Below are 24,271 nucleotides of genomic sequence, written 5' to 3'. Positions count from 1 at the left end.
ATAATGGTGGCAGAACTGGTGAGGGGGAAGGATATGGGGCTTTTTGTCGGCTTGGATATCGGAACGACCAGTACTAAAGTTTTTATGTACGAACGGAATGGTAAAATACGCGGCTCCGGCAAAGCCGGCTATTCGCTTCTCGTACCCGAGCCGGGAAGGGCGGAGCAGCGTCCGGAAGACATTATGTCGGCTGTTGCGGAGGCGTTCCGTCAGGCGATGAAGAACGCATCCGTCAAGCCGGGCGATATTGAGGCGGTAGGTGTCAGCACGGCGATGCACAGCCTGATGGCGGTGGACGGGGAAGGCAAGCCTCTGACCGAGCTGATTACATGGGCGGACAACCGCAGCGCTCCCCAACTGGAGAGGCTCAAGGAGAGCGGAGAAGCAGAGGAATTGTACAAACTGACCGGTACGCCGGTTCATCCGATGTCACCGCTCTGCAAGCTGCTGTGGTGGAAGGAGAACAAGCCAGGGCTGTTTGAGAAGGCGGCTAAATTCATTTCGATCAAAGAGTATTTGCTGCACCACCTCTTCGGGGTGTATGCCATCGATGTGTCTCTCGCTGCGGCTACAGGACTGCTGGAGGTCAGCGGAACAGACTGGTCGGAACGTGCCCTGAAACTGGCCGGCATCGGCAGAGAACGGCTCAGCCGAATCGTTCCGGTGACCGAGGTTCTGCGCGGGATGAACCCGGAAATGGCGGAAAGCTGCGGGCTGTCGCCGGATACGCCCTGGGTTGTCGGGGCGAGCGACGGCGCACTGGCGAACATTGGCTCCGGCGCGGCGGGCCTTGGCCGGACCGCTGTGACGATCGGAACCAGCGGCGCGGTGCGGCGGTTCGCGTCCGAGCCGCTGATCGATCCGCAGGGCCGGACGTTCTGCTATGCTTTTGACGAGAAGCGCTGGCTCATCGGGGGGCCGACGAACAACGGCGGGATTGCGCTGCGCTGGTTCAAGGAGCAGTTCTTGGACGGGGCTCCGTCAGGCGCGGGGGCGGACTCCCGCTTCCGGGGCCAGCCGGAGAGAAGGCAGCGGCGCGGCCGGAACCATGTCGTGATCGGGCCCGGCAAGCAGGGCTACGCCAAAGACGGCCCTCAGACATTCGATGAACTGATCGGAATGGCAATGACAGTGCCGGCCGGCGCGGACGGCCTGGTGTTCCTGCCTTATCTGACCGGCGAACGCGCGCCATATTGGGACCCGGATGCGCGCGGCGTCTTCGCCGGCGCGGGGCTGCATCACGGGCGGGCCCACTTCGCCCGCGCTGTGCTCGAAGGCGTGCTGCTTGCGGTGAAAGGCGTGACTGAGACGCTGAAGGAGCTGGCCGGACCGCCTGAACGGCTGCTTGCTTCGGGCGGCTTCGCCTCCTCGGCAGCCTGGACCGGCCTGCTGGCTGACATAGCGGGCGTCCGAGTTGATGTGCCGGACAGCTACGAGGCTTCCGCCTACGGAGCCGCGCTGGTGGCGATGAAGGCGCTTGGGGCTGTGGATTCGCTGGAGCAGGCCGACGAACACATCGGAATCATCCGAAGCCACGCTCCGAATGAGGCGAACCGGGCGGTGTACGAGAAGCTGTACCCGCTGTTCAAGGACCTGTACTGGCGGCTGGAGCCTCTCTTCCCGCAGCTGGCCTCCATGCAGGTGCGCGGCTAACGGGTTCTCCAGGCAAGCGCATCGACTCACGGATTTCAGATAAAACGCAAATAAGCCCATCTTCGCCGCTGGCGAAGATGGGCTTATTGTTATAGAAGCGCGAACTGAGGCTCCGACAGAGAACGGACCGTAAACCGCAGCTCCGGCCGGAGCATTAGCTGCGAAGCCTGTAATCTTGTGGGGAGGACGCCGGTTCCGTCCGGAATGAATGCCCTCCCTGCACGAAAGGGGTCTTACCAGTTTGCTAGCGTGCCTTCGCGTTCCTAGTCTTCCACCCGCTTGCGGCGGAACTTCATCAGGAACTCGTATACGACAGGCACGACGACGAGCGTCAGCAGCGTGGAGCTGATCAGGCCGCCGATAACCGTGACGCCGAGTCCCTTGGAGATGATGCCGGCACTATTCTCAAGACCTGCGACGAGCGGGAGCAGAGCTCCGATCGTGGCGAGCGCGGTCATCAGGATCGGCCGCAGACGGGTGCCGCCCGCTTCAAGCAGCGCTTCGCGGGTTGACAGGCCCTCGCGTTCCTTGTGGATAACGCGGTCGATCAGCACGATGGCGTTGGTGACGACAATGCCGATCAGCATGAGCGCGCCCATGAGCGCGGACACGTTCAGCGTCTCGCCCGCGATCAGCAGGGCGACGAGTCCGCCGATGATCGTGAACGGCAGCGAGAACAGAATCGCGAACGGCGCGAGTCCGCCGCCGAAGGTTACCACGAGCACGAAGTAGACGATCGCGATCGCTGCAGCCATTGCGATGCCGAGCTGGCCGAAGGTATCGTTAATCTGCTCTGTAACGCCGCCGAACGTTACCGTGACGCCGTCCGGCAGCTTCATAGCGTCCACCTTGTCCTTGACGGCATTCGAGGCGCTGCCGACATCGCTTGATGTGATTTCCGCAGTGACGCTTACCATCATTTTGCCGTCCATGCGGGTGATGGAATCCGGCGAGGTGCCTTCCTCGATCTTAGCGACATCGCCGATGCGGACCGGAATGCCAAGCGGAGAAGTCAGTGTGGCATCCTCCATCTGCTGGATGCTGCTGTACGTCTCTTTATCGGATTCGATGTAGACGTTATAGTTCTTGTCGTCGACCTGTATCTCGGTCAATACGGGACGAGTGCCCGAAGAACTCAGCTTCATGGCGATCTGCCCCGCCGTAAGGCCGAGTGAGCTCAGCTTCTGCTGATCGGCGACGATGGTATATTGTCCGTAAGACTCGCTCAAGCTTGTCTCCGCGTCTTTGAAATTCTTCGTATCCTGCTTGACGGTGTCCAGAATCTGGTCGGCCACCGGCTTGATCTGTTCGAGCGAGTCGCCGAATACATTGACGGTCAGAGAGCTGCCGCCGAGCCCGCCGCCTGCCATGCTGGACATGTCGCCCCAGGTGCCATCCGGCACTTCCTTCTGGAGTCCTTTGATCAGTTGCTCTTTGACCTTGTCGAATTCGGGAGTGTCACTGTCATAAGTGACGTAGAACAGGCCCGACTTGCTTCCGCCGCCCATGCCCATCATTCCGCCGCCGCCGATCGAATATTGCATCTGATCGACATGCTCCTGGTTCAGGATGTATTTCTCGGCCTTCAGGCCGAGCGCCTTCACGTCTTCCAGCGTCTGTCCGGCCTTCGGCGAGAAGGTCAGCGTAACGTTCTTCTCTTCCTGTGAAGGCAGGAAGCTGACGCCGATCGGCTTGATCAGGAACAGGCTGCCTACGAGCAGCAGTACCGCCGTACCGAAGGTGATCAGCTTGTGAGATAAGCACCAGTTCAGAATGCGGCGGTATCCGGCCGCCATCCGGCCCGGCTTCTCGCCGTGATCATTTTTGGATTTAAGCCCGTTCCGGAAGAGCGAGTGCGCAAGCGCCGGAACGAGGGTGACCGCCACGACGAGGGAGGCGAGCAGGGAGAAGACCATGGTCAGCGCGAACGGCAGGAACAGTTCGCCGACCATGCCGCTTACGAAAGCGAGCGGCAGGAATACTGCGATTGTGACGATCGTGGAGGACATGATCGGCACGAACATTTCACGCGTCGCCGCGCTGATCAGCTCGCGGCCGCGCAGATTCTCGCCGCTTAACGTAAGCCGGCGGTAAATATTCTCGATGACGACGATGGAGTCGTCGACAACGCGCCCGATTGCGACGGTCATCGCGCCGAGCGTCATCATATTCAATGTGATGTCCATCTGCCGCAGGCACAGAACCGCGATCAGGAGCGACAGCGGAATCGAAATGATGGAAATGATAGTAGAGCGGATATTCCGCAGGAAGAGCAGAATAATCAGCACGGCGAACAGGGCGCCGAAGACCGCCTTGGACAGCATGGTGTGCACGGAGTCTTGAATCGGCTTGCCTTGGTCGAGCAGCACGGTCAGATCCACGTCCTTATACTGCTCTTTCAGCTTGTCTACTTCATCCTTGACCTTGTTCACCACTTCAACGGTGTTGGCATCGTTCGCCTTGATAATCTGGATGCCGATGGAATCCTTGCCGTTGGTGCGGGAAATGGAATCAGACTGTCCGGTCACTTCAATTGTGGCCAGCTCGGACAGCTTGACGGTTGGCAGGCCCAAGCTGGCGGCCGCTCCCGTTCCGGCTCCGGCGGCCGTTCCAGCGTTACCGCCTGCCGCCGCGCCCGTAGCGCCGCTCGCAGCTGCACCTGCTCCCGCCGCGCCTGCGCCACTCATGCCTTGGCCCGCCGCACCTGCGGCCTGCCCGGCATTGCCTGCGCCCGCACCGGCTCCGACCGGCGTATACGGGATGGCGACGTTCTTGAGATCGTCGATATTCGTAATGTTGCCGTCAACCGCTACGGCCTTCTCGGACTGTTCCATCTCGAACAGGCCGAGCGGCACATGGATCGAGGAACCCTGGATAATGCCCTTAACGGTGTCTTCAGTCAGCCCGTACTGTTTCAGCTTGTCCGGATTGAACTTCAGCGTCACTTCCTTGACGTATTGGCCGGCTACAGATACGGAGGCTACGCCGTCCAAATCCTCCAGCGCCGGGCTGATGTCATTCTCCGCAATCCGGGTCAGGCTCTCCAGATCCTGCTGGCTGCTGCTCGCCAGACTGAGGGAGATGACCGGCAGGGAGCTGAGGCTGAACCGGGTAATCTGCGGCTTCTGGACATCGTCCGGAAGCGTTACCTCATTCAGTGCTTCGCGGACGGCCGCTGTGGCGTTGTCCAGATTGGTGCCGTACTCGAACTCAATGGTGATGTTCGAGGCGTTCTCCATGGACGTCGAGTTCAGCGTCTTGATGCCGTCCACGTTGCGCAGCCGCTGCTCCAGCGGCTTGGTGACGTCGTTCACGACACCTTCCGGAGCCGCGCCCGGATAGATGGTTGTGATGTTGAGATAGGGAATGCTGATATTGGGCAGCGTCTCCTGCTTCATGGTCAGTCCGCTGTACAGGCCGGCGAACACAACGATAAGGGTCAGCAGCCAGATTGCGAACTTGTTCCGCAGCGAGAAATTAATAATGCTTTTCATGCGGTACGGTAACACTCCTTCCAGTTAATCTTTTTTTGTCTAAAGCTCTACTGCTACCTACGTGTACGATGACGGTTTGGTCTCACCTCCGCTTCGAAAGAATGGGGCTTTCATATGGAGTAATATGGATTTCAAGCTCCGAAGCAAGGGTGCTCAGCCCGGGACATGACTGAAGATTGAGCAGCATGCCCTTGATGATCGCTCTTCGCGGCTGAACGCTCAGCAGCTCGCTTTCCAGAATGGACAGCGACTCCCGGATGTCGCCGCGAGCTTCCGGCGTAAGGTCGGGAAGGCCCGCTGCCGCCTCTTTGATTTGCCGGATCAGATGAAACGGATTGCTTCGCGCATCGTCCTCATCCGTGGAGATCAGCGAGGTCAGCATATCGGCGGACAAAAGCGGATCGGGCCGGGATGCCAGCAGCCCCGCTGCGGCGATATCGAGCGTCCGGATCAGATGATCGGCCGATTGCGCCGGCGTAAGCGGGGACCCCGGGTGAAAAATCACCCGGATATACGATTCGATCATCCCCTGCGCGAGCATCCACAGCTCTCCTGTATAGGGAAGAATATCCGATCCGTATACCGACTCCAGCCGGCGCTCGAACTGGCGGATCAGCGGCACGAATACCCGGCATAGCCAGGCCGGCGGTTCCGAAGGATCGCTCTCCGCGATATCCCGCACGACCCGCTGGAGGAATTCGCGCAGTTCGTACATGTGGGTGAGCAGAGCCTCCACCTGGCTGCGCAGCTTATCCTTCGGAGACAGGCTGGTCTCCTGCTCAAGGGCGAGCAAAGGATCGCGGATCTTGCGGAAACAGTGCAGATAGACGCTCTCTTCCAGCTCCTCTTTCGATTTGAACAAGAGATACAGGCTTCCTTTAGAAATGCCGCATCGCTCGGCGATCTCCTGCATGGACGTGGACGAAGCTCCTTTTTGGGCGAACAGTTCCATGGCCGTCTTGATGATCTCAATTTTTCGATCGGCAGATTTCACTGGATAAGGAACTCCTTTTCAATATTATTGACTTATCGGTTCTCATATTGACTGCCAAGTCAAATGTGATTATAGTATAATTTCTCCGGGGATACAAACGTAGCCGAAGAGGTTACAGTTTTGACTTATTTGCAATTTTGAACAGGGTTTGAGTAGGAAGAGGACAGGCTTTCATGTACAATATATTTTGACATTTCAGTGAGTTTTTTGTCGGAGAAAAGGTAGGATGCCCTAATGAGAAGAGGAATTCAGTCGATCGTCATTATTGCTGCTCTGCTTGCTTTTTATTATTTCGGCTTTGGCATTTTCGGCAGCACCGGGGGGACGATCATCAGTATTTTTTCGACGTTGACGGTGGTTTCGATCAGTCTGGCGATTTTTATGGAGAACCGGAACCCGTCGACGACGATGGCCTGGATTCTGCTCTTGGCCCTGATCCCGGTCGTGGGCCTTGTGTTCTACTTTCTGTTTGGGCAAAATGTATTCAAACGGCGCAAGTATGATAAAAAAGCCCAGCGCGACCTTATGGCCTACGAGCGGATCGAGAATGACGCGCTGCGAATGCATCAGGACTGGTCAAGCTTCAATTCTTCCCAGCGGAAGCTGCTCGGCATGTCGCAGAGGCTGGCGCGGACGCCGATCTCCTTCACGTCGGAGACGCGGGTGCTCACCAATGGAGAGGAGACCTTCGGAACGCTTTTGCTCGAGCTTCGTCAAGCGCAGCACCATATTCATATGGAGTATTATATTTTCCGCGACGACGAGATTGGCACGCGAATCCAGCAGATTCTGATCGAGAAAGCGCGGTCGGGCGTCAAGGTGCGTTTCATGTACGACGCCGTTGGCAGCCTGCAGCTCTCCAAACGTTTCCTGAACGAGCTGTCGAATGCGGGCGTGAAGGTGGCGGCGTACGGAACGTCGCGGACTTTTTTCTCCAGCCGGGTGAACTACCGGAATCACCGCAAAATCGTCGTGATCGACGGAGACGTCGGCTTCATGGGCGGTCTGAACGTGGGGGACGAGTACCTCAGCCGGAGCAAAACGTACGGGTTCTGGCGGGATACTCATATGCTTGTGCGAGGCGAAGCGGTGCGGACAATGCAAATTATTTTTCTGCAGGACTGGATGCACACGACGGGAGAGCGGATTCTGGAGCAGGATTACCTGTCGCCTCAGCTGCGCTACACCTCGGGAGAAGGGGCGGTGCAGATTATCGCCAGCGGACCGGACAACGAGCGCCGGTCGCTCAAAAATATCTTCTTCGCCATGATCACCGCAGCCGAGAAATCGGTGTGGATCGCGACGCCGTATTTTATCCCGGATGAGGACATCTACACGGCGCTGCGGGTTGCCGCCCTTTCCGGCCTCGATGTGCGCCTGCTGTTCCCGGGCAAGCCGGACAAGTGGATTCCGTTCCTGGCTTCTCACTCCTATTTCCCGATGCTGCTGGAAGCGGGTGTCCAGATTTACGAGTATGAAAAAGGCTTCATCCATTCCAAGCTGCTCATCATCGACGGCGAAATCGCCACGATCGGGACAGCCAACATGGATATGCGGAGCTTCCATCTTAATTTCGAAGTCAACGCACTGCTGCTGAAGACGGAGAGCGTCCAGCGCATCGTGTCGGACTTCGAACGGGATCTGCAGTCCACCTCGCTCATCATTCACGAGAAGTTTATGAACAAGAAATTTCTGGTCCGTCTCCTGGAATCGGGAGCCCGCCTCATGTCTCCGCTGCTGTAGGGCGAGCGGAAGCCATAAAGAACGCCGAAGGAACGCTGCGCCGCAGCCGTTTGTTCGGCGTTTCCTTTTGTGGGGCATGGCGCTGGGGGACTGTGCCTGGAATGACAAGGCCTGCATATTCCGCTTGCGCGATGTGTTATAATGTACTCTGCACAGAGTCAAGGACGGGAGGAAGCATCATGAATCAATTGCCGCACGGCGTCGGCGGCGAGGCCGAGACGAACGCTCCCGTTACGGGCGAGCGCAAAATCGAGCATGTCCGCTTATGTCTGAACGAAGACGTGGCGGGCCGGGGCGTGACCGCAGGCTTCGAGCGCTGGCGCTTCCGCCATAACGCGCTGCCTGAGGTGGATTTCGGCAGCATCACGCTGCGGACCTCTTTTCTTGGGCGCAGCCTGCGCACGCCGCTGCTCATCAGCTCGATGACCGGCGGCAGTCCCGCGACCGGCGGGATTAACGCCCGGCTGGCGGCGTCGGCCCAGCGGCGCGGCTGGGCGCTCGGCGTCGGCTCGGTCCGGGCCGCCGTGGAGTGCCCTGAGCTGACCGCGACCTTCCGTGTCCGGGACTATGCGCCGGATATTCCGGTCATCGCCAATCTGGGCGCGGTACAGCTCTCGCTCGGATACGGCGTAGATGAGTGCCGGCGGGCGGTTGATATCGCCGGGGCCGATTGGCTTGTGCTGCACCTGAACGGCCTTCAGGAGGTGTTCCAGCCGGAAGGCGATACGGCGTTCGGCGGTCTGCTGGACCGGATCGGGCAGGTGTGCCGCAGTCTGGACGTGCCGGTGGGCATCAAGGAAGTCGGCTGGGGCATCGACGGCGATACGGCGCAGAGGCTCTATGATGCCGGCGCCGCCTTCATCGACGTGGCCGGAGCGGGGGGAACCTCGTGGAGCCAGGTCGAGAAGTTCCGCAGCCCTGATCCGGTGAAGCGGGCCGCGGCCGAAGCATTCGCGGACTGGGGCATTCCGACGGCCGAGTGCATTGCGGACGTCCGCGCCGCCTCGCCGAACGGTGCGCTGATCGGCAGCGGCGGGCTGCATAGCGGCGTCGATGCAGCGAAGGCGTTGGCGCTTGGCGCAGATTTGGCCGGATTCGGCCGTAAGCTGCTGGGCCCGGCCGTGGAATCGGAGGAGGCGCTGGAAGCGAAGCTTGCGCAGACCGAGCTGGAGCTTCGGACGGCGATGTTCGGCATCGGTGCCTCCTCCGTTGATGAGCTGCGGGGAACGCCACGGCTGGTTCGCATTTAGGCTGCCATACAGCCATCAGACGGCCGCTGTGCGAGGGGATTTGGCGAAGCGGCATTGGCCGCATTTTTCCCGCAGGCAGGTATGATCACGAAAATAAGGAAGGAATACAATGATAAAACTGGTTCAAATGGATGAAGCGACATTCCAATTTTTCCTCAGACAGTCCACAAATGACTTTGCCGAAGAGAAGGTCAAATCCGGCGACTGGGAGCCGGACAACGCGCTGAAGCAATCCAAGGAAGCGATGACTGGGTTTCTGCCGTCAGGGCTTCAGACGGATGGCGCGTATCTGTACTCCGTTGTGGAAGAGGAGAGCGAAACGGCGGTTGGCTACATCTGGTTCAATGTGACGGAGGGCCGCCGCGGACGCGAAGCCTTTATATACGATATTTATATTTTCGAGCCTTATCAGGGCAGAGGCTATGGCAAACAGGCCATGCAGGCGCTGGACGAGAAGGCGCGCTCCATGAATGTAAGCAAGATCGGGCTGCATGTGTTCGGACAGAATCAGCGCGCTTTTCAGCTGTATACCAAAATGGGCTACGGCGTCACAGACATTACAATGTCCAAAGAGCTATAGTCCAGCATATATGCGATAACGGATGCGGTTGATGAAGGGCGCAGCCGTTATTTTTTTGCGATAAAAAGGGTTGACGTGTGGACGAGGAGATTATTTGTCCATGTGATGCGCTGCGCTGCGCGTGATGTGCGGGATGTGCGGGATGTGTAGGTTGTAGGTTATGTGAGATGCGCGGGTCGTGCGGGATGTGTGAGGCAGATTTAAGGAATTTAAGGAATCGGCATTTCCGGACATTTTATAAGAAGAAATAAGCGGAGGACCGGCGTGTTTGCTGTGGAGTCCATGATATGAGGACAAATGGCGATAAGTGTCTTTTAAAAGGTGGACACGGGAGGAATAAGCGAGGTTGCCAAGGTGTTCTCTATATATAGATCGGATGGCTGGTGTTCCTCTATATATTGTGATATTTGAAGCATTTCGGCAAAGTGGGAGCTATGTCTCGTCTGAGGAGAAGTGTCCACTATTTGAAAGACATTTTTCATGAATTTGTCCTTACAGATTGGACATTTGGTTCGTTGATGCAACAGGTGGAGCTCTAGCAGACAGCTGATCAGGGATACCAGCTTTGATATGCGGTCTGGGAAATATGACGACAAACAGCCAGAATGCAGTGGATGAAATACGATGCTGCGGCTTGCAAGGAAAATGTCGGGATGTAGATGCTGATATGTTGGGATGCAATGGATGAAATGTAATGTTGCAGATGACGGAATGCCAGGATGCAGTGGATGAAATGTCGTGTTGCAGATGATGGGATGTCAGGTTACTGTAGGTGAACTGTCGGGCAGCGGATAAAATGCAGCGAACGCGGGAGTGCGTGCATTGCGGCGGAATCTGCTCTATCAGGCGGAGACGCTGCGGTTTGATTGTGCTGTGGGAGCGGTTAAGGGCGTTGTTGCCGGACTTTTTGTTCTAATATATAATGGGTTAGATCGCAGGGCTAAATTGGTCAATTAATGAAAAATGGGAGTTGTCATATAAATGGCTTTGAAAGCGGGTATCGTGGGTCTGCCTAACGTGGGCAAATCGACGCTGTTTAACGCAATTACGCAGGCGGGCGCGGAGTCCGCGAACTATCCTTTCTGCACGATCGACCCCAATGTCGGCGTGGTTGAGGTTCCGGACGAGCGTCTCGATAAGCTGACGGAGCTGGTTGTACCGAACAAAACGGTGCCGACGGCGTTTGAATTCGTGGACATCGCGGGACTGGTGCGCGGCGCGAGCAAGGGCGAAGGTCTCGGCAACAAATTCCTGGCGCATATCCGCGAGGTGGACGCGATTGTTCATGTCGTGCGGTGTTTTGAAGACGAGAATGTCACGCATGTGGACGGCAAGGTCAACCCGATCAGCGACATCCAGACGATCAACCTGGAGCTGATTCTGGCGGACGTGGAGAGCGTGGAGAAGCGGATCGACCGTTCCCGTAAAAACATGAAGGGCGGCAACAAGCAGTACACCCAGGAAGTCGAAGTGCTGGAACGCATCAAGGATGCTCTTTATGAGGATATGCCGGCCCGCAGCGTAGAGCTGTCTGATGAAGAGAAGGTGATCGTTCGCGACCTGCATCTTTTGACGATGAAGCCGGTACTGTACGCTGCCAATGTAGGCGAGGATGAAGTATCGACTGCCGAGGAGAATCCTTATGTGAAGCAGGTCCGTGAATTCGCCGCCGCTGAGAATGCGGAAGTAGTGCCGATCAGCGCCAAGGTGGAAGCGGAAATTGCCGAGCTGGAAGGCGAAGACAAAGCCATGTTCCTGGAAGAGCTCGGTCTGCAGGAATCCGGCCTGAACCGTCTGATCAAAGCAGCTTACAAGCTGCTGGGGCTGTACACGTATTTCACGGCGGGTGTGCAGGAAGTTCGCGCCTGGACGATCCGCAAAGGAACGAAGGCTCCCGGAGCCGCGGGTGTCATCCACTCCGATTTCGAGCGCGGCTTCATCCGTGCCGAGGTCGTCGCTTACGATGATCTGATCTCAGCCGGTTCGATGAACGGCGCCAAGGAACGCGGCCAGCTGCGTCTGGAAGGCAAGGACTACGTCGTACAGGACGGCGACATTATGCATTTCCGCTTCAACGTGTAATTTTTTGTCCCGGAGCTTCGGTTGGCAAGGATGCTTATGCTGGTTAACGTCCCGTTCAGAAATATCATTCATGCATGAGTTATAATGTCACCCGTCTCCGGGCTTAAACGCCGGGCCACTTCGCAGAGTAAGAGAAGCTGCGGGGTGGCTTTTTGCGTATCTGCGGCAGTTCGGTACTGGCAGGCGGCGATATGGCGGTAGCGGTGTGGCACTCTTGAGTATCTGCGGTGTTCTTGCATATCTTCGGCTGTGCGGTGATGTCGGGAGCAATCGGCGATTTGGCAATGCGATATGGCGATGATAAAAAAGGTGCGAGTCGGCGAAGAACGAGGGTGCTTTTGACCCCGGCATAACGCGAACTGCGGAGGAACGGCTCTGAAACGTGTGCTAGCACGACGATCTCCTCATCCATTCCTTACAGGCGACCTGCATGTAGCCAAATCGGCCGGTTCGTGATATAATATAAAGTCGTGAATCTGTATTATCTTTTAAAAATGATCTAAAGAGGTGAACTCCCTTGTTGGACCGATTGCAATCTCTGGCGGACCGCTATGAGAAACTCAGTGAACTGCTTTGCGATCCGGATGTTGCAAGCGATAGTAAGAAACTGAGGGACTATTCCAAAGAACAATCCGACTTGCAGCCCGCTTTTGAGGCTTATACCGAATATAAGAATGTCATGGAAGAACTGGATGCCGCCAAGCTGATGCAGGGCGAGAAGCTGGACGACGAAATGCGTGAGATGGTCAAGATGGAAATCGACGACCTGTCACGCCGTCAGATCGAGCTGGAGGAGAAGATCCGCATTCTGCTGCTGCCCAAGGATCCGAATGATGACAAGAACGTGATCGTGGAAATCCGCGGCGCCGCCGGCGGCGACGAAGCGGCTCTGTTCGCGTCCGATCTGTACCGGATGTACACCCGCTATGCGGATACGCAGGGCTGGCGCATTGAACTGATGGACGCCAATACGAACGACCTGGGCGGCTTCAAGGAAGTTATCTTCATGATCAACGGCCGGGGCGCTTACAGCAAAATGAAATACGAAAGCGGCGCACACCGCGTACAGCGCATTCCGACGACGGAATCCGGCGGCCGCATCCACACTTCGACTTCGACGGTGGCGGTTATGCCGGAAGCTGAGGAAGTCGACATCGAAATTCTCGACAAGGATATCCGTGTCGATACGTTCTGCTCCAGCGGTGCGGGCGGACAGTCCGTCAACACGACGAAATCCGCCGTGCGCGTGACGCATATTCCGACCGGCATTGTGGCGACCTGCCAGGACGGCAAGTCGCAGAACTCGAACAAGGAGAAGGCGCTGCAAGTGCTGCGCGCCCGCATCTCCGACATGATGCGCCAGGAAGAGGAAGCCAAATACGCCGGAGAGCGCAAGAGCAAGGTCGGCACCGGCGACCGCAGCGAACGCATCCGGACGTACAATTTCCCGCAGAGCCGGGTAACAGACCATCGGATCGGTCTGACGCTGCACCGCCTCGACTCCGTCATGAACGGTGAAATCGAAGAGATTATTTCGGCGCTCTCCATCGCGGAACAGGCCGAGCTGCTGGAAAAAGGAGAATAATGCTTTGGAAATGAGCGCATATTTCATGCCGCCGGTGCAAAGCATCCGGGAAGCCTTTGCGAAGGCTTCTTCTTTTTTGGGCGAGGCCGGAGTCAGCGAGCCACAGCGCAGCGCCCAGCTTCTGCTGGAGCATGTGCTGGGCTTGTCCGGCGCGGCCTATTATATGGCGCTGGCCGACCCGTTCCCGCAGAATAAGCGGGAAGCATGGGAGCATGCCGTCAGCCGCCGCGCTTCGGGCGAGCCGGTGCAGTATATTACCGGGGAGCAGGAATTCTACGGCCGAAGCTTCGAGGTGACGCCGGATGTGCTGATCCCCCGGCCGGAGACCGAGCTGCTGGTGGAGGCGGTGCTGAAGTACGCCGCCGAGCTGTGGCCGGACGGGAAGCCGGGGATCGATGCCGGAGATCCCGGGGACAGCCGGAGCGAAGGCGAAGGGGCTTCCTCCGGGGCGGCAGGCGGCGGAAGAGACGGCGTACCCGGAAGTGAAGGCGGAGCGGAACTGGATACCGAGGGCGACCCGACGCAAGCTAGTTCAGGGTCGGGCCAGGCCGTCGCAGGCGATGCCACGCTGTCCGGGGCGGTAGTCCCGCCCGTACAGATCAGAACCGGCTCCAGCGACATGCCGGTCTCCCGGCCTGAGGAGGCCGGGGCCTCCCGCCGCTTGACCGCGGTAGACATCGGCGCGGGCAGCGGCGCCATTTCCGTCACGCTGGCCGCGGAAGCGCCGGCGTGGCGGGTGCTGGCCGGCGACATCTCGCCGGCGGCACTGGCTGTGGCCGGCCGCAACGCGGAGCGTCTCGGCGCGGCCGTAGAGCTGCGGCTCGGCGACCTGCTCGAGCCGTTCAAGGGCTTGGAGACGGATATTCTCGTCTCCAACCCGCCCTATATACCCGGCGGCGATATCGCCGGGCTCCAGCGGGAGGTGCGCGAGCATGAGCCGCTCACCGCGCTGGACGGCGGCGAGGACGGGCTCGATCCGTACCGCCGCATGATGGAGCAGCTTGCGCTGCTCGCGGCGCCGCCCCGGCTCGTCGGCTTCGAGCTCGGGCTCGGACAGGCGGAAGCGGTAGCCGGGCTGCTGAGAGAGGCCGGACACTGGGATGAGATCGTCACCGTCCCCGATCTGGCGGGCATTCCGCGCCATGTGCTGGGCATCGCCCGGTAAATGGACGCCGCCTGATTCTGGATTGGTATTTTTCCGCCCTATCTCTTACAATAAAGACAGCGGTTAGGATGATAACAGCCGCCGATTGAAAGCTAGTACAATAATAGGGAGGCAGGGCATTGCTCCAGAAGTTAAAAAAGGTTGACGGCGTCATTGTAATTGTTCTTCTGATGCTGATGGCGATCTGCATGCTCGCTATTTACAGTGTGACGCATGGCAGATCGACGGATGGGTTTCATCTCAAGATGCTCAAGTTTTATATTTTAGGGTTCATCGCTTTCTTTGGACTATTGCTGGTAGACTACCGTCTGCTGATTAAATATGCCACCTATATTTATATAGCCGGCATCGGGGTGCTGGTGCTGGTCAGCTTCGTCGGCGCAACGCAGAACGGAGCTAAGGGCTGGATCAAATTCGGAGGCTTCAGCCTGCAGCCTGCGGAAATGTTCAAACTGATGCTGATTCTATTTCTGGCGTCATTGCTCGTCCGAAAGAACAAGCAGAAGCTTAAGTTCTGGCGGGATGTCATTCCGCTCGGGCTGCTGACGCTGCTGCCGTTCGCTATCGTCATTTCACAGAATGACCTCGGCAACGCGCTCAGCTATGTCATTATATTGGCGGGGCTGCTGTGGATCGGCAATATCAAGTTCAGCCACGCTCTGATCACGGTCGTTCTCGTCGGAGGGGTCACGTTCGCCGGTATTTATAGCTATATTAATTATCATGACAAAGCGGTTGAGCTTCTGCAGAAGCTGCCGGGACGCGATCACCTGATCAGCCGGTTCGATCCATGGCTTGTTCCGGACCTGGCCTCCTCCGATGCAAGCTATCAGACGCGGAACGCCAAGCTCGGAATCGCCTCGGGCGGCATGAGCGGTGAGGGGTATTTGAAGGGCAGCACGGTTCAGAACAATCTTGTTCCTTACACGTATGCGGACTCAATCTTCGTGCAGATTGCGGAGGAATTCGGATTTATGGGTTCCGCCATCCTGCTGCTGCTATACTTCATTCTGATTCACCGGATGATTCTGATTGCCATTGAATGCAAGGACAGGGGCGGGCCGTTCATTATCGTCGGTATTGTGGCGATGCTGCTGTATCAGATTTTTGAAAATATCGGAGCCTTTATCGGGCTGATGCCGCTGACCGGGATTACCCTTCCTTTTATCAGCTATGGCGGAACGTCGCTGCTGATCAACATGGCCAGCATCGGCATCGCGATGAGCGTCAAGCTGCACGGCCAGGAAGTCGAGGAGGACCTCCCGTCGGCTACTTATACCGGCAAGCCGGCGAGTCAGCGTTAAGCTGGGCTTGGATCTTCGGCACCGGGTGATAATTCGGGTGTATTTGGAGAAGCCGCGGACTTCCTTGAGGAGACTGCGGCTTCTTTTTTTTGATAATCCGATAGATTCATAGGTTTGGAGAATCCCTTTCCCGGACATACTGGGAATCAGAAGGACGCGGAGGGGGAGAGGGAAATGAAGCACGATGAACGGCAGTCCGCAGATGCTCTGCGGAGACTGGTTAAGCATACTGCTATTATGATTAGTATTTTAATGATGATTATGATGTCTTGGGAAAGTCAAAAGACCGACGCCGCCGTAGGGGGCGGGCCAATTCCCGAGCAGTCGATACGCCTGCGCATTCTGGCCAACTCGGACAGCGCCGGGGACCAGCTGGTGAAGCGCCAGATCCGGGACCGGGTGGTAGAGGAGATGAACGGCTGGGTGGCGAAGCTGGAAAATCCGCAAAGCCTGGATCAGGCCAGAGCGGTCATCCGGGAGCATCTGCCGGAGCTTGAGAAGCTGGTGGGACAAGAACTCGACAAGCGGGGGCTTGCTTACGGGTATAAAGTGGAGCTGGGCGTCGTTCCATTTCCGACCAAGCTGTATGGCGGAACCGTCTACCCGGCGGGCGATTATGAGGCGCTGCGGATTACGCTGGGTGCCGGGGAGGGACAGAATTGGTGGTGCGTGCTGTTCCCGCCGCTCTGCTTCATAGATGCCGGATCGGGTGACGCGGCGGCCAAACCGGCGGGTGAATCGAAGGTGGTCCAGACTTCAGCGAAATCGGGCAAAGGTGAAAATGGCGCCGATAGCAAAGGTTCGGACTCGGCGGCAGGTACGCAAAACAGCGGGAGCGCCGTCACAAACGACTCGAACGGCTCGGGACAAAGCGGAAGCGAAGCTTCCGCCCAGCCAAAGGTTCGCTTCTTCGTCTGGGATTTCCTGAAGAGCGTCCTGGGATGGTTCCGGTCGCTGTTCGCTTAAAATCTATGGTTTTGCGTTAGGGTATGGTACTATTTTCATATTGGACAGGGCGGCTCCACAAGGTGGGGCCGCCTGCTGTTGAATCGAGATTCGAAATGAAGTGACCGGAGGCATGACAAGATGGAGACAAAGGTGTGGAAGCTGAACTCCGCCGACGATGAGGCGGAGCAGTGGCGCGCGAACGCTGCCGATCTCGCGGCGCTGGAGGAGGCTGCGGAGATGCTGAGGGAAGGGCGGACTGTCGCCTTCCCGACAGAGACGGTGTATGGGCTGGGAGCTGACGCCCGCCTTACGGAGGCGGTCGAGGCGATTTTCGAGGCGAAGGGCAGGCCGTCCGATAATCCCCTGATCGTTCACATCGCGGACCGGGCGCTGCTGGCCGAACTGGTTGCGGAGGTGCCGGAAGAAGCGCGGGCACTGATGGACGCCTATTGGCCGGGACCCTTGACCATTGTGCTGCCCGTTCGTCCTGGCGCCGTGTCGCCCCGCGTGACGGCGGGTCTTGATACGGTCGGCATCCGGATGCCCGACCATCCCGTGGCGCTGGCGCTGCTGAAGGCCGCCGGCTGCCCCGTCGCTGCGCCCAGCGCCAACCGCTCCGGCCGGCCGAGCCCGACGCTGGCCGCCCATGTGCTGGACGATCTCGCGGGGCGGATCGGCGGCGTGATCGACGGCGGCGCTTCCGGCGTCGGTCTGGAATCGACCGTCGTGCAGGTGCAGCAAGGCGGGAGGATTACCGTGCTGCGGCCGGGCGGCGTCACGGCGCAGCAGCTGTCGGCCGCGGCCGGGGGAGCGCCGGTCACTGGCGCCGACGCGGCGGCCGACTTCACGCCTCCGGATCAGGCGGAGGCGGGGGGCAATGGCCCGGCGCCGCGTGCGCCGGGCATGAAATACGCGCACTACGCGCCGCGGGGCACGCTTAGCGTCGTGACGGGTTCTTCGCCGGAGCGCGCGGCGAAGAGGGCGGCCGCGCTGCTCGCGGAAGCCCGGGCGCGCGGCGAAGTCACGGGACTGATGCTCTTTGAGGAGCATCGGTCCCTGTACCCGGACGGCGCGGCTTCCTGCGTCGTCTCGCTGGGGCCCTTGGCCTCGCCAGAGCAGGCCGCGCATTCCCTGTACGCTGCTCTCCGGGAATTTGATGAGGCCGGGGCCGGCTATATTTTGTCCGAGGCTTGCCCCGATACCGGCCTCGGCTCCGCCATTATGAACCGGCTGATGAAGGCCGCTGCCGGTCGGGTTATTGACGCGGACTGATCGTTGAGGCCGTCGCCAGTCGGCTCATTGACACGGACTGATCGCGTCGGCCGCTGCCGGACGGCTCATTGACGCGGACTGGACGCATCAGCCGCCGCCGGCTGCCACACGCCACCTCATTTTTTGATCGGGATGAAGGTGAATCCCCACTTGCCGTTTCCATGCGACATCCGCCGGGCCGCGCCTCTGTTTTGTCCAAACCCTGGAATGATTGTCCGCCCCCCCGCATATCGTGTCTTGTACAGATAACGGGAAGCATGGGAGGGTTCATCATGGGCGTGGCGGAGGTACAGACCGGTGCAGGCCAGATTCTTACGATTGCCATCATGGCCTTTGCGCTAGGGCTGGATGCTTTTTCGCTGGGTGTCGGAATCGGAATGAAGGGCATCCGCCTTTTGCATGTGCTGCAGATGAGTCTTATGGTCGCTTTTTTTCATGTCCTGATGCCTCTGCTTGGTCTGGTTACCGGAAGTTATGTGGGTCATCTGCTGGGAAGAGTGTCCGGAGTCGCTGCAGGCGGGCTGCTCGTCGCGCTGGGCGTGCATATGGTCATCAACTCTTTCCGCACGGCTGATAATACGGAGATGAGAGGCTTTGATCACCGCACGCTATGGGGTATGCTGCTGATTTCGTTGAGCGTCAGCATCGATTCGTTCTCGGTCGGCGTGTCGCTCGGCGTCTTTGTGAGCCATGTGCTGCTGACGGTGCTGGCTTTTGGAGCCTGCGGCGGCATGATGTCGATCTCCGGACTGCTGCTCGGCAGACGCGTCGGCCGGGGGATGGGTGAATATGGGGAGGCGATTGGCGGAGCCATTCTGCTGGGGTTTGGCTTGCTGTTCATCTTCTGATACAATAGCGGCAAACGATAAATCCCATGGAGGTGATCTGCATGCTTCATATTTTGTTCATCTGCACAGGCAATACCTGCCGCAGTCCGATGGCCGAGGGACTTCTGCGCAAGCTGGCGGCCGAGCGGGGAGTCAAACTGGAGGTGCGGTCCGCCGGGGTGTCCGCAATCGCCGGGACGTCGATGTCCAGACACGCGGCGGGCATACTGCGGGATGAAGGCATCACGGACAACATTACATCCTCCCAGCTGTCGGCCGATCTGCTGAACTGGGCGGATCTGGTGCTGACGCTCACCCAGAGCCACAAGCGGCATGTACTGCACTATTATCCTTCTGCCGTTACGAAGACCCATACTCTTAAAGAGTATGTTCAGGATGAAGACGCGGTGCGGCGCGATCTGGAAGAGCTGGACAGCCTCTATGCCGGTACGGAGCTTGCGGCCTCGCTGGGGCAAGAGCCTAAGGCGGCTGATCTGGAGCGGATTATCGAAATCCGCCAGCGCATTCCGAGCACGGATATCATGGACCCCTTCGGCGGAAGCCGGGAGGACTATGAATACGCCGCTGCCGAAATTCGCTCTTCGCTGCACAGACTGCTGGATAAGCTGGAAGCTCTTCGCTTACAATAATAAAAGCGGGATGTTCCCGCCGGAGGTATAGCCGGAAGCAGGCAGTTGCAGTAGTATGGCAGGGTTTCGCTCGGAAATAATTTGAGCATGACCAGCTGCGCGTTCAACAGGGATTTCCGATTTTTCGGTAACGCCCAGCGTCTGGAAGATGCTCTAGGCATTTATCCTTAATGTCAGGTATTTACCCCCAAACGGTTGATTTTCGCCTAATGATGATTTAAGATATAGACAAAACTAACGGTCCGGGTGTAACTGGCGACAAATGTGGATCAACCACGATGGAGCACCTGGATAAACGGCCGGTCGCCTGGGCGAAAGAGCAAATCCGCAGCTGCCTGCGGACTGCTCTTTTTTGTTTGAATAAGGCGCTTTTTTATTGAAGGATGCGTCTTCCGGATTCTCTGTTGACGGTGGGTGTCGCGTTTGGCTTGCCGGTTTTGGCATTCTGGACTTTAAGGAGGTACCACGGTGAAAGATAACGGAACAGGCGCGGAGCAATCCCTTGCCGATCAGACTTTCCTCGTGCTTAAGGAGCTGGCTGAGGCAGGAAAGGTCGGGCAGGGAAAAGTGCTCGTTATTGGAGGCAGCACCAGCGAAGTAGCGGGTGCACGCATCGGAACGAGCGGCGCGCTGGAGGTGGCCGAACAGCTGCTGGCCGGTGTCCGGAAGGCGGCTGAAGAGTTTGGATTCACCCCCGTCTATCAGTGCTGCGAGCATCTCAACCGGGCGATTGTCATGGAGCGCGCGGTGCTCGAACGTTATGGCCTAAGCGAGGTGTCAGCGGTGCCGATTCCCGGAGCAGGAGGCTCGCTGGGGGCCGCGGCCTATAACTCGATGGACGATCCGGTGTTGGCCGAAAGTGTACAAGCCCATGCCGGAATCGACATCGGAGAAACACTGATTGGCATGCACCTCCGCCGTGTGGCGGTGCCATTCCGTCCTTCGCTGCGCTACATCGGAGAGGCCCGAGTCAATGCGGCTTATACCCGGCCGCCGCTGATCGGCGGCGAGCGGGCGGTCTATGCGAAGAAGGAGACAAGCGGTTCTCGGTTATGTGATTAATTTCTACTATAATTAGGGAGGAATCAAGTAAAATGGAACAACTGCGCAAGAGCGACCCTGAAGTGCTAAAGGCAATGGGACTGGAACTGAAACGCCAGAAGGCGAATATCGAGCTGATCGCTTCGGAGAATATCGTCAGTGAAGCCGTTATGGAAGCTATGGGCTCCGTCCTCACGAATAAATATGCCGAAGGCTATCCTGGCAAGCGCTACTACGGCGGCTGTGAGGATGTTGACATCGTTGAGAATCTTGCCCGTGACCGTGCGAAGCAGCTGTTCGGAGCAGACCACGTCAATGTGCAGCCGCATTCCGGAGCGCAGGCGAATATGGCCGTGTATCTGGCCGCCCTCAATCCTGGCGATACTGTGCTCGGCATGAACCTGGCCCACGGCGGCCATCTGACGCACGGCAGCCCGGTTAACGCTTCCGGCCTCCTGTACAATTTCGTCGCTTACGGCGTACAAGAAGATACCTTCCTGATTGACTATGACGAAGTGCGCAAGGCTGCCTTCAAGCATCGTCCGAGACTGATTGTTGCGGGAGCGAGCGCTTATCCGCGTACGATCGACTTCGAAGCGCTGGCTTCCATAGCAAATGATATCGGCGCGCTTTTCATGGTGGATATGGCGCATATCGCCGGCCTCGTTGCCGCAGGCGCTCATCCGAGCCCTGTGCCGCATGCGCATTTTGTAACGACGACAACCCATAAGACGCTTCGCGGACCGCGCGGCGGCATGATCATGTGCAAGCAGCCATGGGCCGCAGCCATCGACAAGGCTGTATTCCCGGGCTCCCAGGGCGGACCGCTGATGCATGTCATCGCAGCCAAGGCTGTCTCATTCGGTGAAGCGCTGCAACCATCCTTCAAGACATATGCGGAAAATGTAGTGAAGAACGCCAAGGTGCTGGCCGAGACGCTGTCCGGCGAAGGCATCAACATTGTGTCGGGCGGCACCGACAACCATATGATGCTCGTGGATACGCGCAACCTGAACATTACGGGCAAAGACGCCGAGAAGGTACTCGACTCCATCGGTATTACCGTCAACAAGAATGCCATTCCGTTTGATCCGACGAGCCCGTTCGTCACGAGCGGTATCCGTATCGGTACACCTGCTGTAACTTCCCGCGGCATGGACGAGCAAGCTATGACCGAAATCGGCAGCATCATCGCTTTGGTTCTGAAGAATCCGAAGGATGAAGCGTCGCTGAAAGACGCTGCCGTTCGGGTCGCTTCCCTGACGGAACGCTTTCCGATTTATCCGGAGCTTCAGTACTAAGAAGAATCGCGGCGAGCGGCTGTTCGCTGTAAGGCCCCCATATGTCCGCTTTCGGTCATATGGGGGCCTTTTTAGCATGTTTATGCACAGAATCGGATGTAACAGAATGTTCACAAAAAAGAGGTACCTGTCACGCTGGAAAGCGTATGAAAAGGTATCGAATGTTCATGCATTTTTCAAGAAAAGGCGTGAAAATATTGTGAAAAGTATGCAATAAATGAAAACGGGGAAGACAAAACATGAATGAACTTCCGGGAATGGAAGGAACCCCTCATAATCCGGAGCAAAGTCCAGTACGTCCGGGACTTCGGGACTGGTCTCGCCTCCATTTCTGCACGTTTGTTCTTAGTGAAAAGCGCTCACGGTGATGATATAATAGACAGGATTTAGCCGTGAAGGAAGAGATTCGTCTGCGGTCTGGACAAGACTTACAACTCGGAGGGACAATGAATGGGAAAACTGGTAATATGCGATCATCCTTTGATCCAGCACAAATTGACTTTCATACGCGATGAGCGGACCAATACGAAGGAATTTCGAGAGCATGTAGACGAAGTGGCTACTTTGATGGCGTACGAGATTACGCGGGATATCCCTTTGGAGACGATTACCGTTCAGACCCCGGTTGCCGAAACGGAGAGCAAGGTCATTTCCGGCAGAATGCTGGGGCTCATTCCGATTCTTCGGGCGGGACTCGGCATGCTGGAAGGCGTCCTGAAGCTGCTGCCTGCGGCGAAGGTTGGTCATGTCGGCCTGTTCCGCGACCCGGAGACCCTGCAGCCCGTAGAGTACTATATCAAGCTGCCTACGGATGTGCAGGAGCGTGAACTGATTGTCATTGATCCGATGCTGGCTACCGGAGGCTCCGCTATCGCAGCCATCACGTCCCTGAAGAACCGGGGCTGTACCCAGATTAAAATGATGAATCTGATCGCCGCTCCGGAGGGCGTCGCCGCCGTTCAGGAGGCTCACCCCGATGTCGATATTTACGTTGCGGCGCTTGACTCGCACCTCAATGACCACGGATATATCGTACCGGGGCTTGGTGATGCCGGCGACCGGCTGTACGGAACCAAATAATTCGAAGACAGAAGGCAACGCAGAAGAAAGGACAGGGGATATGTCAAAGATTAAGGTAATGACGATATTCGGGGTAAGACCCGAGGCGATCAAGATGGCGCCGCTTGTTCTTGAGCTTCAGAAGCATTCCGAGCATATCGAGTCGATTGTATGCGTAACGGCGCAGCACCGCGAACTATTGGACCAGGTGCTCGAAGTGTTCAAGATTGTGCCGGACTATGATCTGGATGTCATGAAGAACCGCCAGACACTGAATGAAATCAGTATCCGCGTGCTCGAAGGACTGGAACCGGTTCTGCGAGAGGCGAAGCCTGACCTGGTTCTGGTTCACGGTGATACGCTGACCACCTTCCTCGCCAGCTACGCTTCCTTCCTGCAGCAAATCCAGGTTGGACATGTTGAAGCCGGACTCCGGACATGGAACAAGCTGTCCCCGTATCCGGAGGAGATGAACCGTCAATTGACCGGTGTTCTGGCCGATCTGCACTTTGCTCCGACCGACTGGTCAGCAGGCAATTTGAGACATGAAAACAAAAAAGAATCAAGTGTTTATATCACAGGCAATACCGTGACCGATGTGTTTCAATATACCGTACAGCCGGGCTACCGGCATCCTGTACTGGATTGGGCACAAGGAAAAAGGCTAATTTTGATGACGGCGCACCGCAGGGAATCCCAAGGCGAACCGCACCGTCATATTTTCCGTGCCGTGAAACGCATTGCTGATGAGTTCGAAGATGTGGCCATCTGTTATCCCGTACATCCGAGTCCGGCCGTGAAGGAACCGGCATACGAGATATTGGGCAATCATCCCCGAATCAAGCTGATCGATCCGCTGGATGTCGTGGACTTGCATAATTTCTATCCGCATACTCACCTGATTTTGACTGATTCCGGCGGTTTGCAGGAAGAAGCTCCCTCATTCGGAGTTCCTGTTCTCGTGCTGCGCGATACCACGGAGCGCCCGGAAGGCATCGAGGCCGGAACGTTGGAACTGGTTGGTACGGACGAGGAGAAGGTGTATCAACGGACACATGCGTTGTTGACTGATCAGGACCTCTATCAGTCAATGAGCCGGGCCGCCAACCCGTACGGAGATGGCCGAGCATCGGGACGAATTGTCGATGCGATTCTGCATCACTTCGGAGTTAATCAAGAGCGTCCGGAGCAATTTCACAGAATGTTCACAGATACTAAAAAAGTGTCAGAAGCCAATCTGTAAAAAGGTTTTCAAAAAGCGTACAGTAAAACTGTCCGGTTTATCTGGATTTGTAACGTTTTGCTGTGATTATTTTCATAGTT

General features: G+C 57.5%; 19 protein-coding genes and 1 riboswitch. Of the genes, 16 read left to right on the top strand and 3 right to left on the bottom strand.

Going from position 1 to position 24,271, the window contains the following annotated elements; all coding sequences use genetic code 11:
* Positions 1 to 33 precede the first annotated feature (33 nt).
* Entirely contained in the window at positions 34 to 1,653 is a 1,620-nt protein-coding gene (locus tag PSTEL_RS24390) for a gluconokinase (RefSeq protein WP_038699383.1), read from the top strand.
* Positions 1,654 to 1,916: 263 nt separating this feature from the next.
* On the opposite strand, the gene PSTEL_RS24385 is transcribed toward PSTEL_RS24390, so the two are convergent.
* Entirely contained in the window at positions 1,917 to 5,147 is a 3,231-nt protein-coding gene (locus PSTEL_RS24385) for an efflux RND transporter permease subunit (RefSeq protein ID WP_038699381.1), read from the bottom strand.
* Between the two features lie 82 nt (positions 5,148 to 5,229).
* On the bottom strand, positions 5,230 to 6,141 hold the full coding sequence (locus PSTEL_RS24380) for a TetR/AcrR family transcriptional regulator (protein WP_052098940.1): 912 nt from the start codon (positions 6,139 to 6,141) through the stop codon (positions 5,230 to 5,232).
* Between the two features lie 234 nt (positions 6,142 to 6,375).
* Here PSTEL_RS24380 and cls point away from each other — a divergent pair, with 234 nt between their 5' ends.
* From cls to ychF, 4 genes are all read left to right on the top strand, one after another.
* Positions 6,376 to 7,884: a cardiolipin synthase gene (gene cls, locus PSTEL_RS24375; RefSeq protein ID WP_038699379.1), complete on the top strand. Its 1,509-nt coding sequence runs from the start codon at positions 6,376 to 6,378 to the stop codon at positions 7,882 to 7,884.
* Positions 7,885 to 8,063: 179 nt separating this feature from the next.
* Positions 8,064 to 9,134 carry a type 2 isopentenyl-diphosphate Delta-isomerase gene (gene fni / locus PSTEL_RS24370; RefSeq protein ID WP_052098938.1) on the top strand — a complete coding sequence of 357 codons (1,071 nt, stop codon included), beginning with the start codon at positions 8,064 to 8,066 and terminating at the stop codon, positions 9,132 to 9,134.
* Positions 9,135 to 9,243: 109 nt separating this feature from the next.
* Complete coding sequence (locus tag PSTEL_RS24365; RefSeq protein ID WP_038699377.1) at positions 9,244 to 9,714, top strand: GNAT family N-acetyltransferase; 471 nt, start codon at positions 9,244 to 9,246, stop codon at positions 9,712 to 9,714.
* Between the two features lie 981 nt (positions 9,715 to 10,695).
* A complete protein-coding gene (gene ychF, locus PSTEL_RS24360; RefSeq protein WP_038699375.1) occupies positions 10,696 to 11,796 on the top strand; it encodes a redox-regulated ATPase YchF in 1,101 nt (366 codons plus the stop codon).
* 103 nt (positions 11,797 to 11,899) lie between these two features.
* On the opposite strand, the gene PSTEL_RS27785 is transcribed toward ychF, so the two are convergent.
* Complete coding sequence (locus PSTEL_RS27785; protein ID WP_156995955.1) at positions 11,900 to 12,208, bottom strand: hypothetical protein; 309 nt, start codon at positions 12,206 to 12,208, stop codon at positions 11,900 to 11,902.
* 105 nt (positions 12,209 to 12,313) lie between these two features.
* Between PSTEL_RS27785 and prfA the strand changes: the two genes are divergently transcribed.
* The 11 genes from prfA to wecB all read left to right on the top strand — a co-directional run bounded on the left by prfA (position 12,314) and on the right by wecB (position 24,191).
* On the top strand, positions 12,314 to 13,381 hold the full coding sequence (gene prfA / locus PSTEL_RS24355; protein ID WP_038699374.1) for a peptide chain release factor 1: 1,068 nt from the start codon (positions 12,314 to 12,316) through the stop codon (positions 13,379 to 13,381).
* Between the two features lie 4 nt (positions 13,382 to 13,385).
* On the top strand, positions 13,386 to 14,546 hold the full coding sequence (locus PSTEL_RS24350; protein WP_245625022.1) for a N5-glutamine methyltransferase family protein: 1,161 nt from the start codon (positions 13,386 to 13,388) through the stop codon (positions 14,544 to 14,546).
* 119 nt (positions 14,547 to 14,665) lie between these two features.
* Complete coding sequence (locus tag PSTEL_RS24345; RefSeq protein ID WP_038699373.1) at positions 14,666 to 15,850, top strand: FtsW/RodA/SpoVE family cell cycle protein; 1,185 nt, start codon at positions 14,666 to 14,668, stop codon at positions 15,848 to 15,850.
* A gap of 174 nt (positions 15,851 to 16,024) precedes the next feature.
* A complete protein-coding gene (gene spoIIR / locus PSTEL_RS24340) occupies positions 16,025 to 16,816 on the top strand; it encodes a stage II sporulation protein R (RefSeq protein WP_084065304.1) in 792 nt (263 codons plus the stop codon).
* A gap of 120 nt (positions 16,817 to 16,936) precedes the next feature.
* A complete protein-coding gene (locus tag PSTEL_RS24335) occupies positions 16,937 to 18,070 on the top strand; it encodes an L-threonylcarbamoyladenylate synthase (RefSeq protein WP_038699371.1) in 1,134 nt (377 codons plus the stop codon).
* Positions 18,071 to 18,342: 272 nt separating this feature from the next.
* A complete protein-coding gene (locus PSTEL_RS24330; RefSeq protein ID WP_038699370.1) occupies positions 18,343 to 18,918 on the top strand; it encodes a manganese efflux pump MntP in 576 nt (191 codons plus the stop codon).
* Positions 18,919 to 18,959: 41 nt separating this feature from the next.
* Positions 18,960 to 19,547, top strand: coding sequence for a low molecular weight protein arginine phosphatase (locus PSTEL_RS24325; RefSeq protein WP_038699369.1), 588 nt, complete (start codon positions 18,960 to 18,962; stop codon positions 19,545 to 19,547).
* Positions 19,548 to 19,785: 238 nt separating this feature from the next.
* Positions 19,786 to 19,867: riboswitch (ZMP/ZTP riboswitch) on the top strand.
* A 148-nt stretch (positions 19,868 to 20,015) separates the two neighbouring features.
* On the top strand, positions 20,016 to 20,609 hold the full coding sequence (locus PSTEL_RS24320; RefSeq protein ID WP_038699367.1) for a TIGR01440 family protein: 594 nt from the start codon (positions 20,016 to 20,018) through the stop codon (positions 20,607 to 20,609).
* A 32-nt stretch (positions 20,610 to 20,641) separates the two neighbouring features.
* Entirely contained in the window at positions 20,642 to 21,889 is a 1,248-nt protein-coding gene (locus PSTEL_RS24315; RefSeq protein ID WP_038699365.1) for a serine hydroxymethyltransferase, read from the top strand.
* 450 nt (positions 21,890 to 22,339) lie between these two features.
* On the top strand, positions 22,340 to 22,969 hold the full coding sequence (upp, locus tag PSTEL_RS24310; RefSeq protein ID WP_038699363.1) for a uracil phosphoribosyltransferase: 630 nt from the start codon (positions 22,340 to 22,342) through the stop codon (positions 22,967 to 22,969).
* Positions 22,970 to 23,009: 40 nt separating this feature from the next.
* On the top strand, positions 23,010 to 24,191 hold the full coding sequence (gene wecB, locus PSTEL_RS24305) for a non-hydrolyzing UDP-N-acetylglucosamine 2-epimerase (RefSeq protein ID WP_038699361.1): 1,182 nt from the start codon (positions 23,010 to 23,012) through the stop codon (positions 24,189 to 24,191).
* Positions 24,192 to 24,271 lie beyond the last annotated feature (80 nt).

This window comes from Paenibacillus stellifer (assembly GCF_000758685.1).
Taxonomy (GTDB): domain Bacteria; phylum Bacillota; class Bacilli; order Paenibacillales; family Paenibacillaceae; genus Paenibacillus_AQ; species Paenibacillus_AQ stellifer.
Note: the sequence above shows the minus strand (reverse complement) of the source record. Positions and strands in the feature narration are given on the sequence as shown.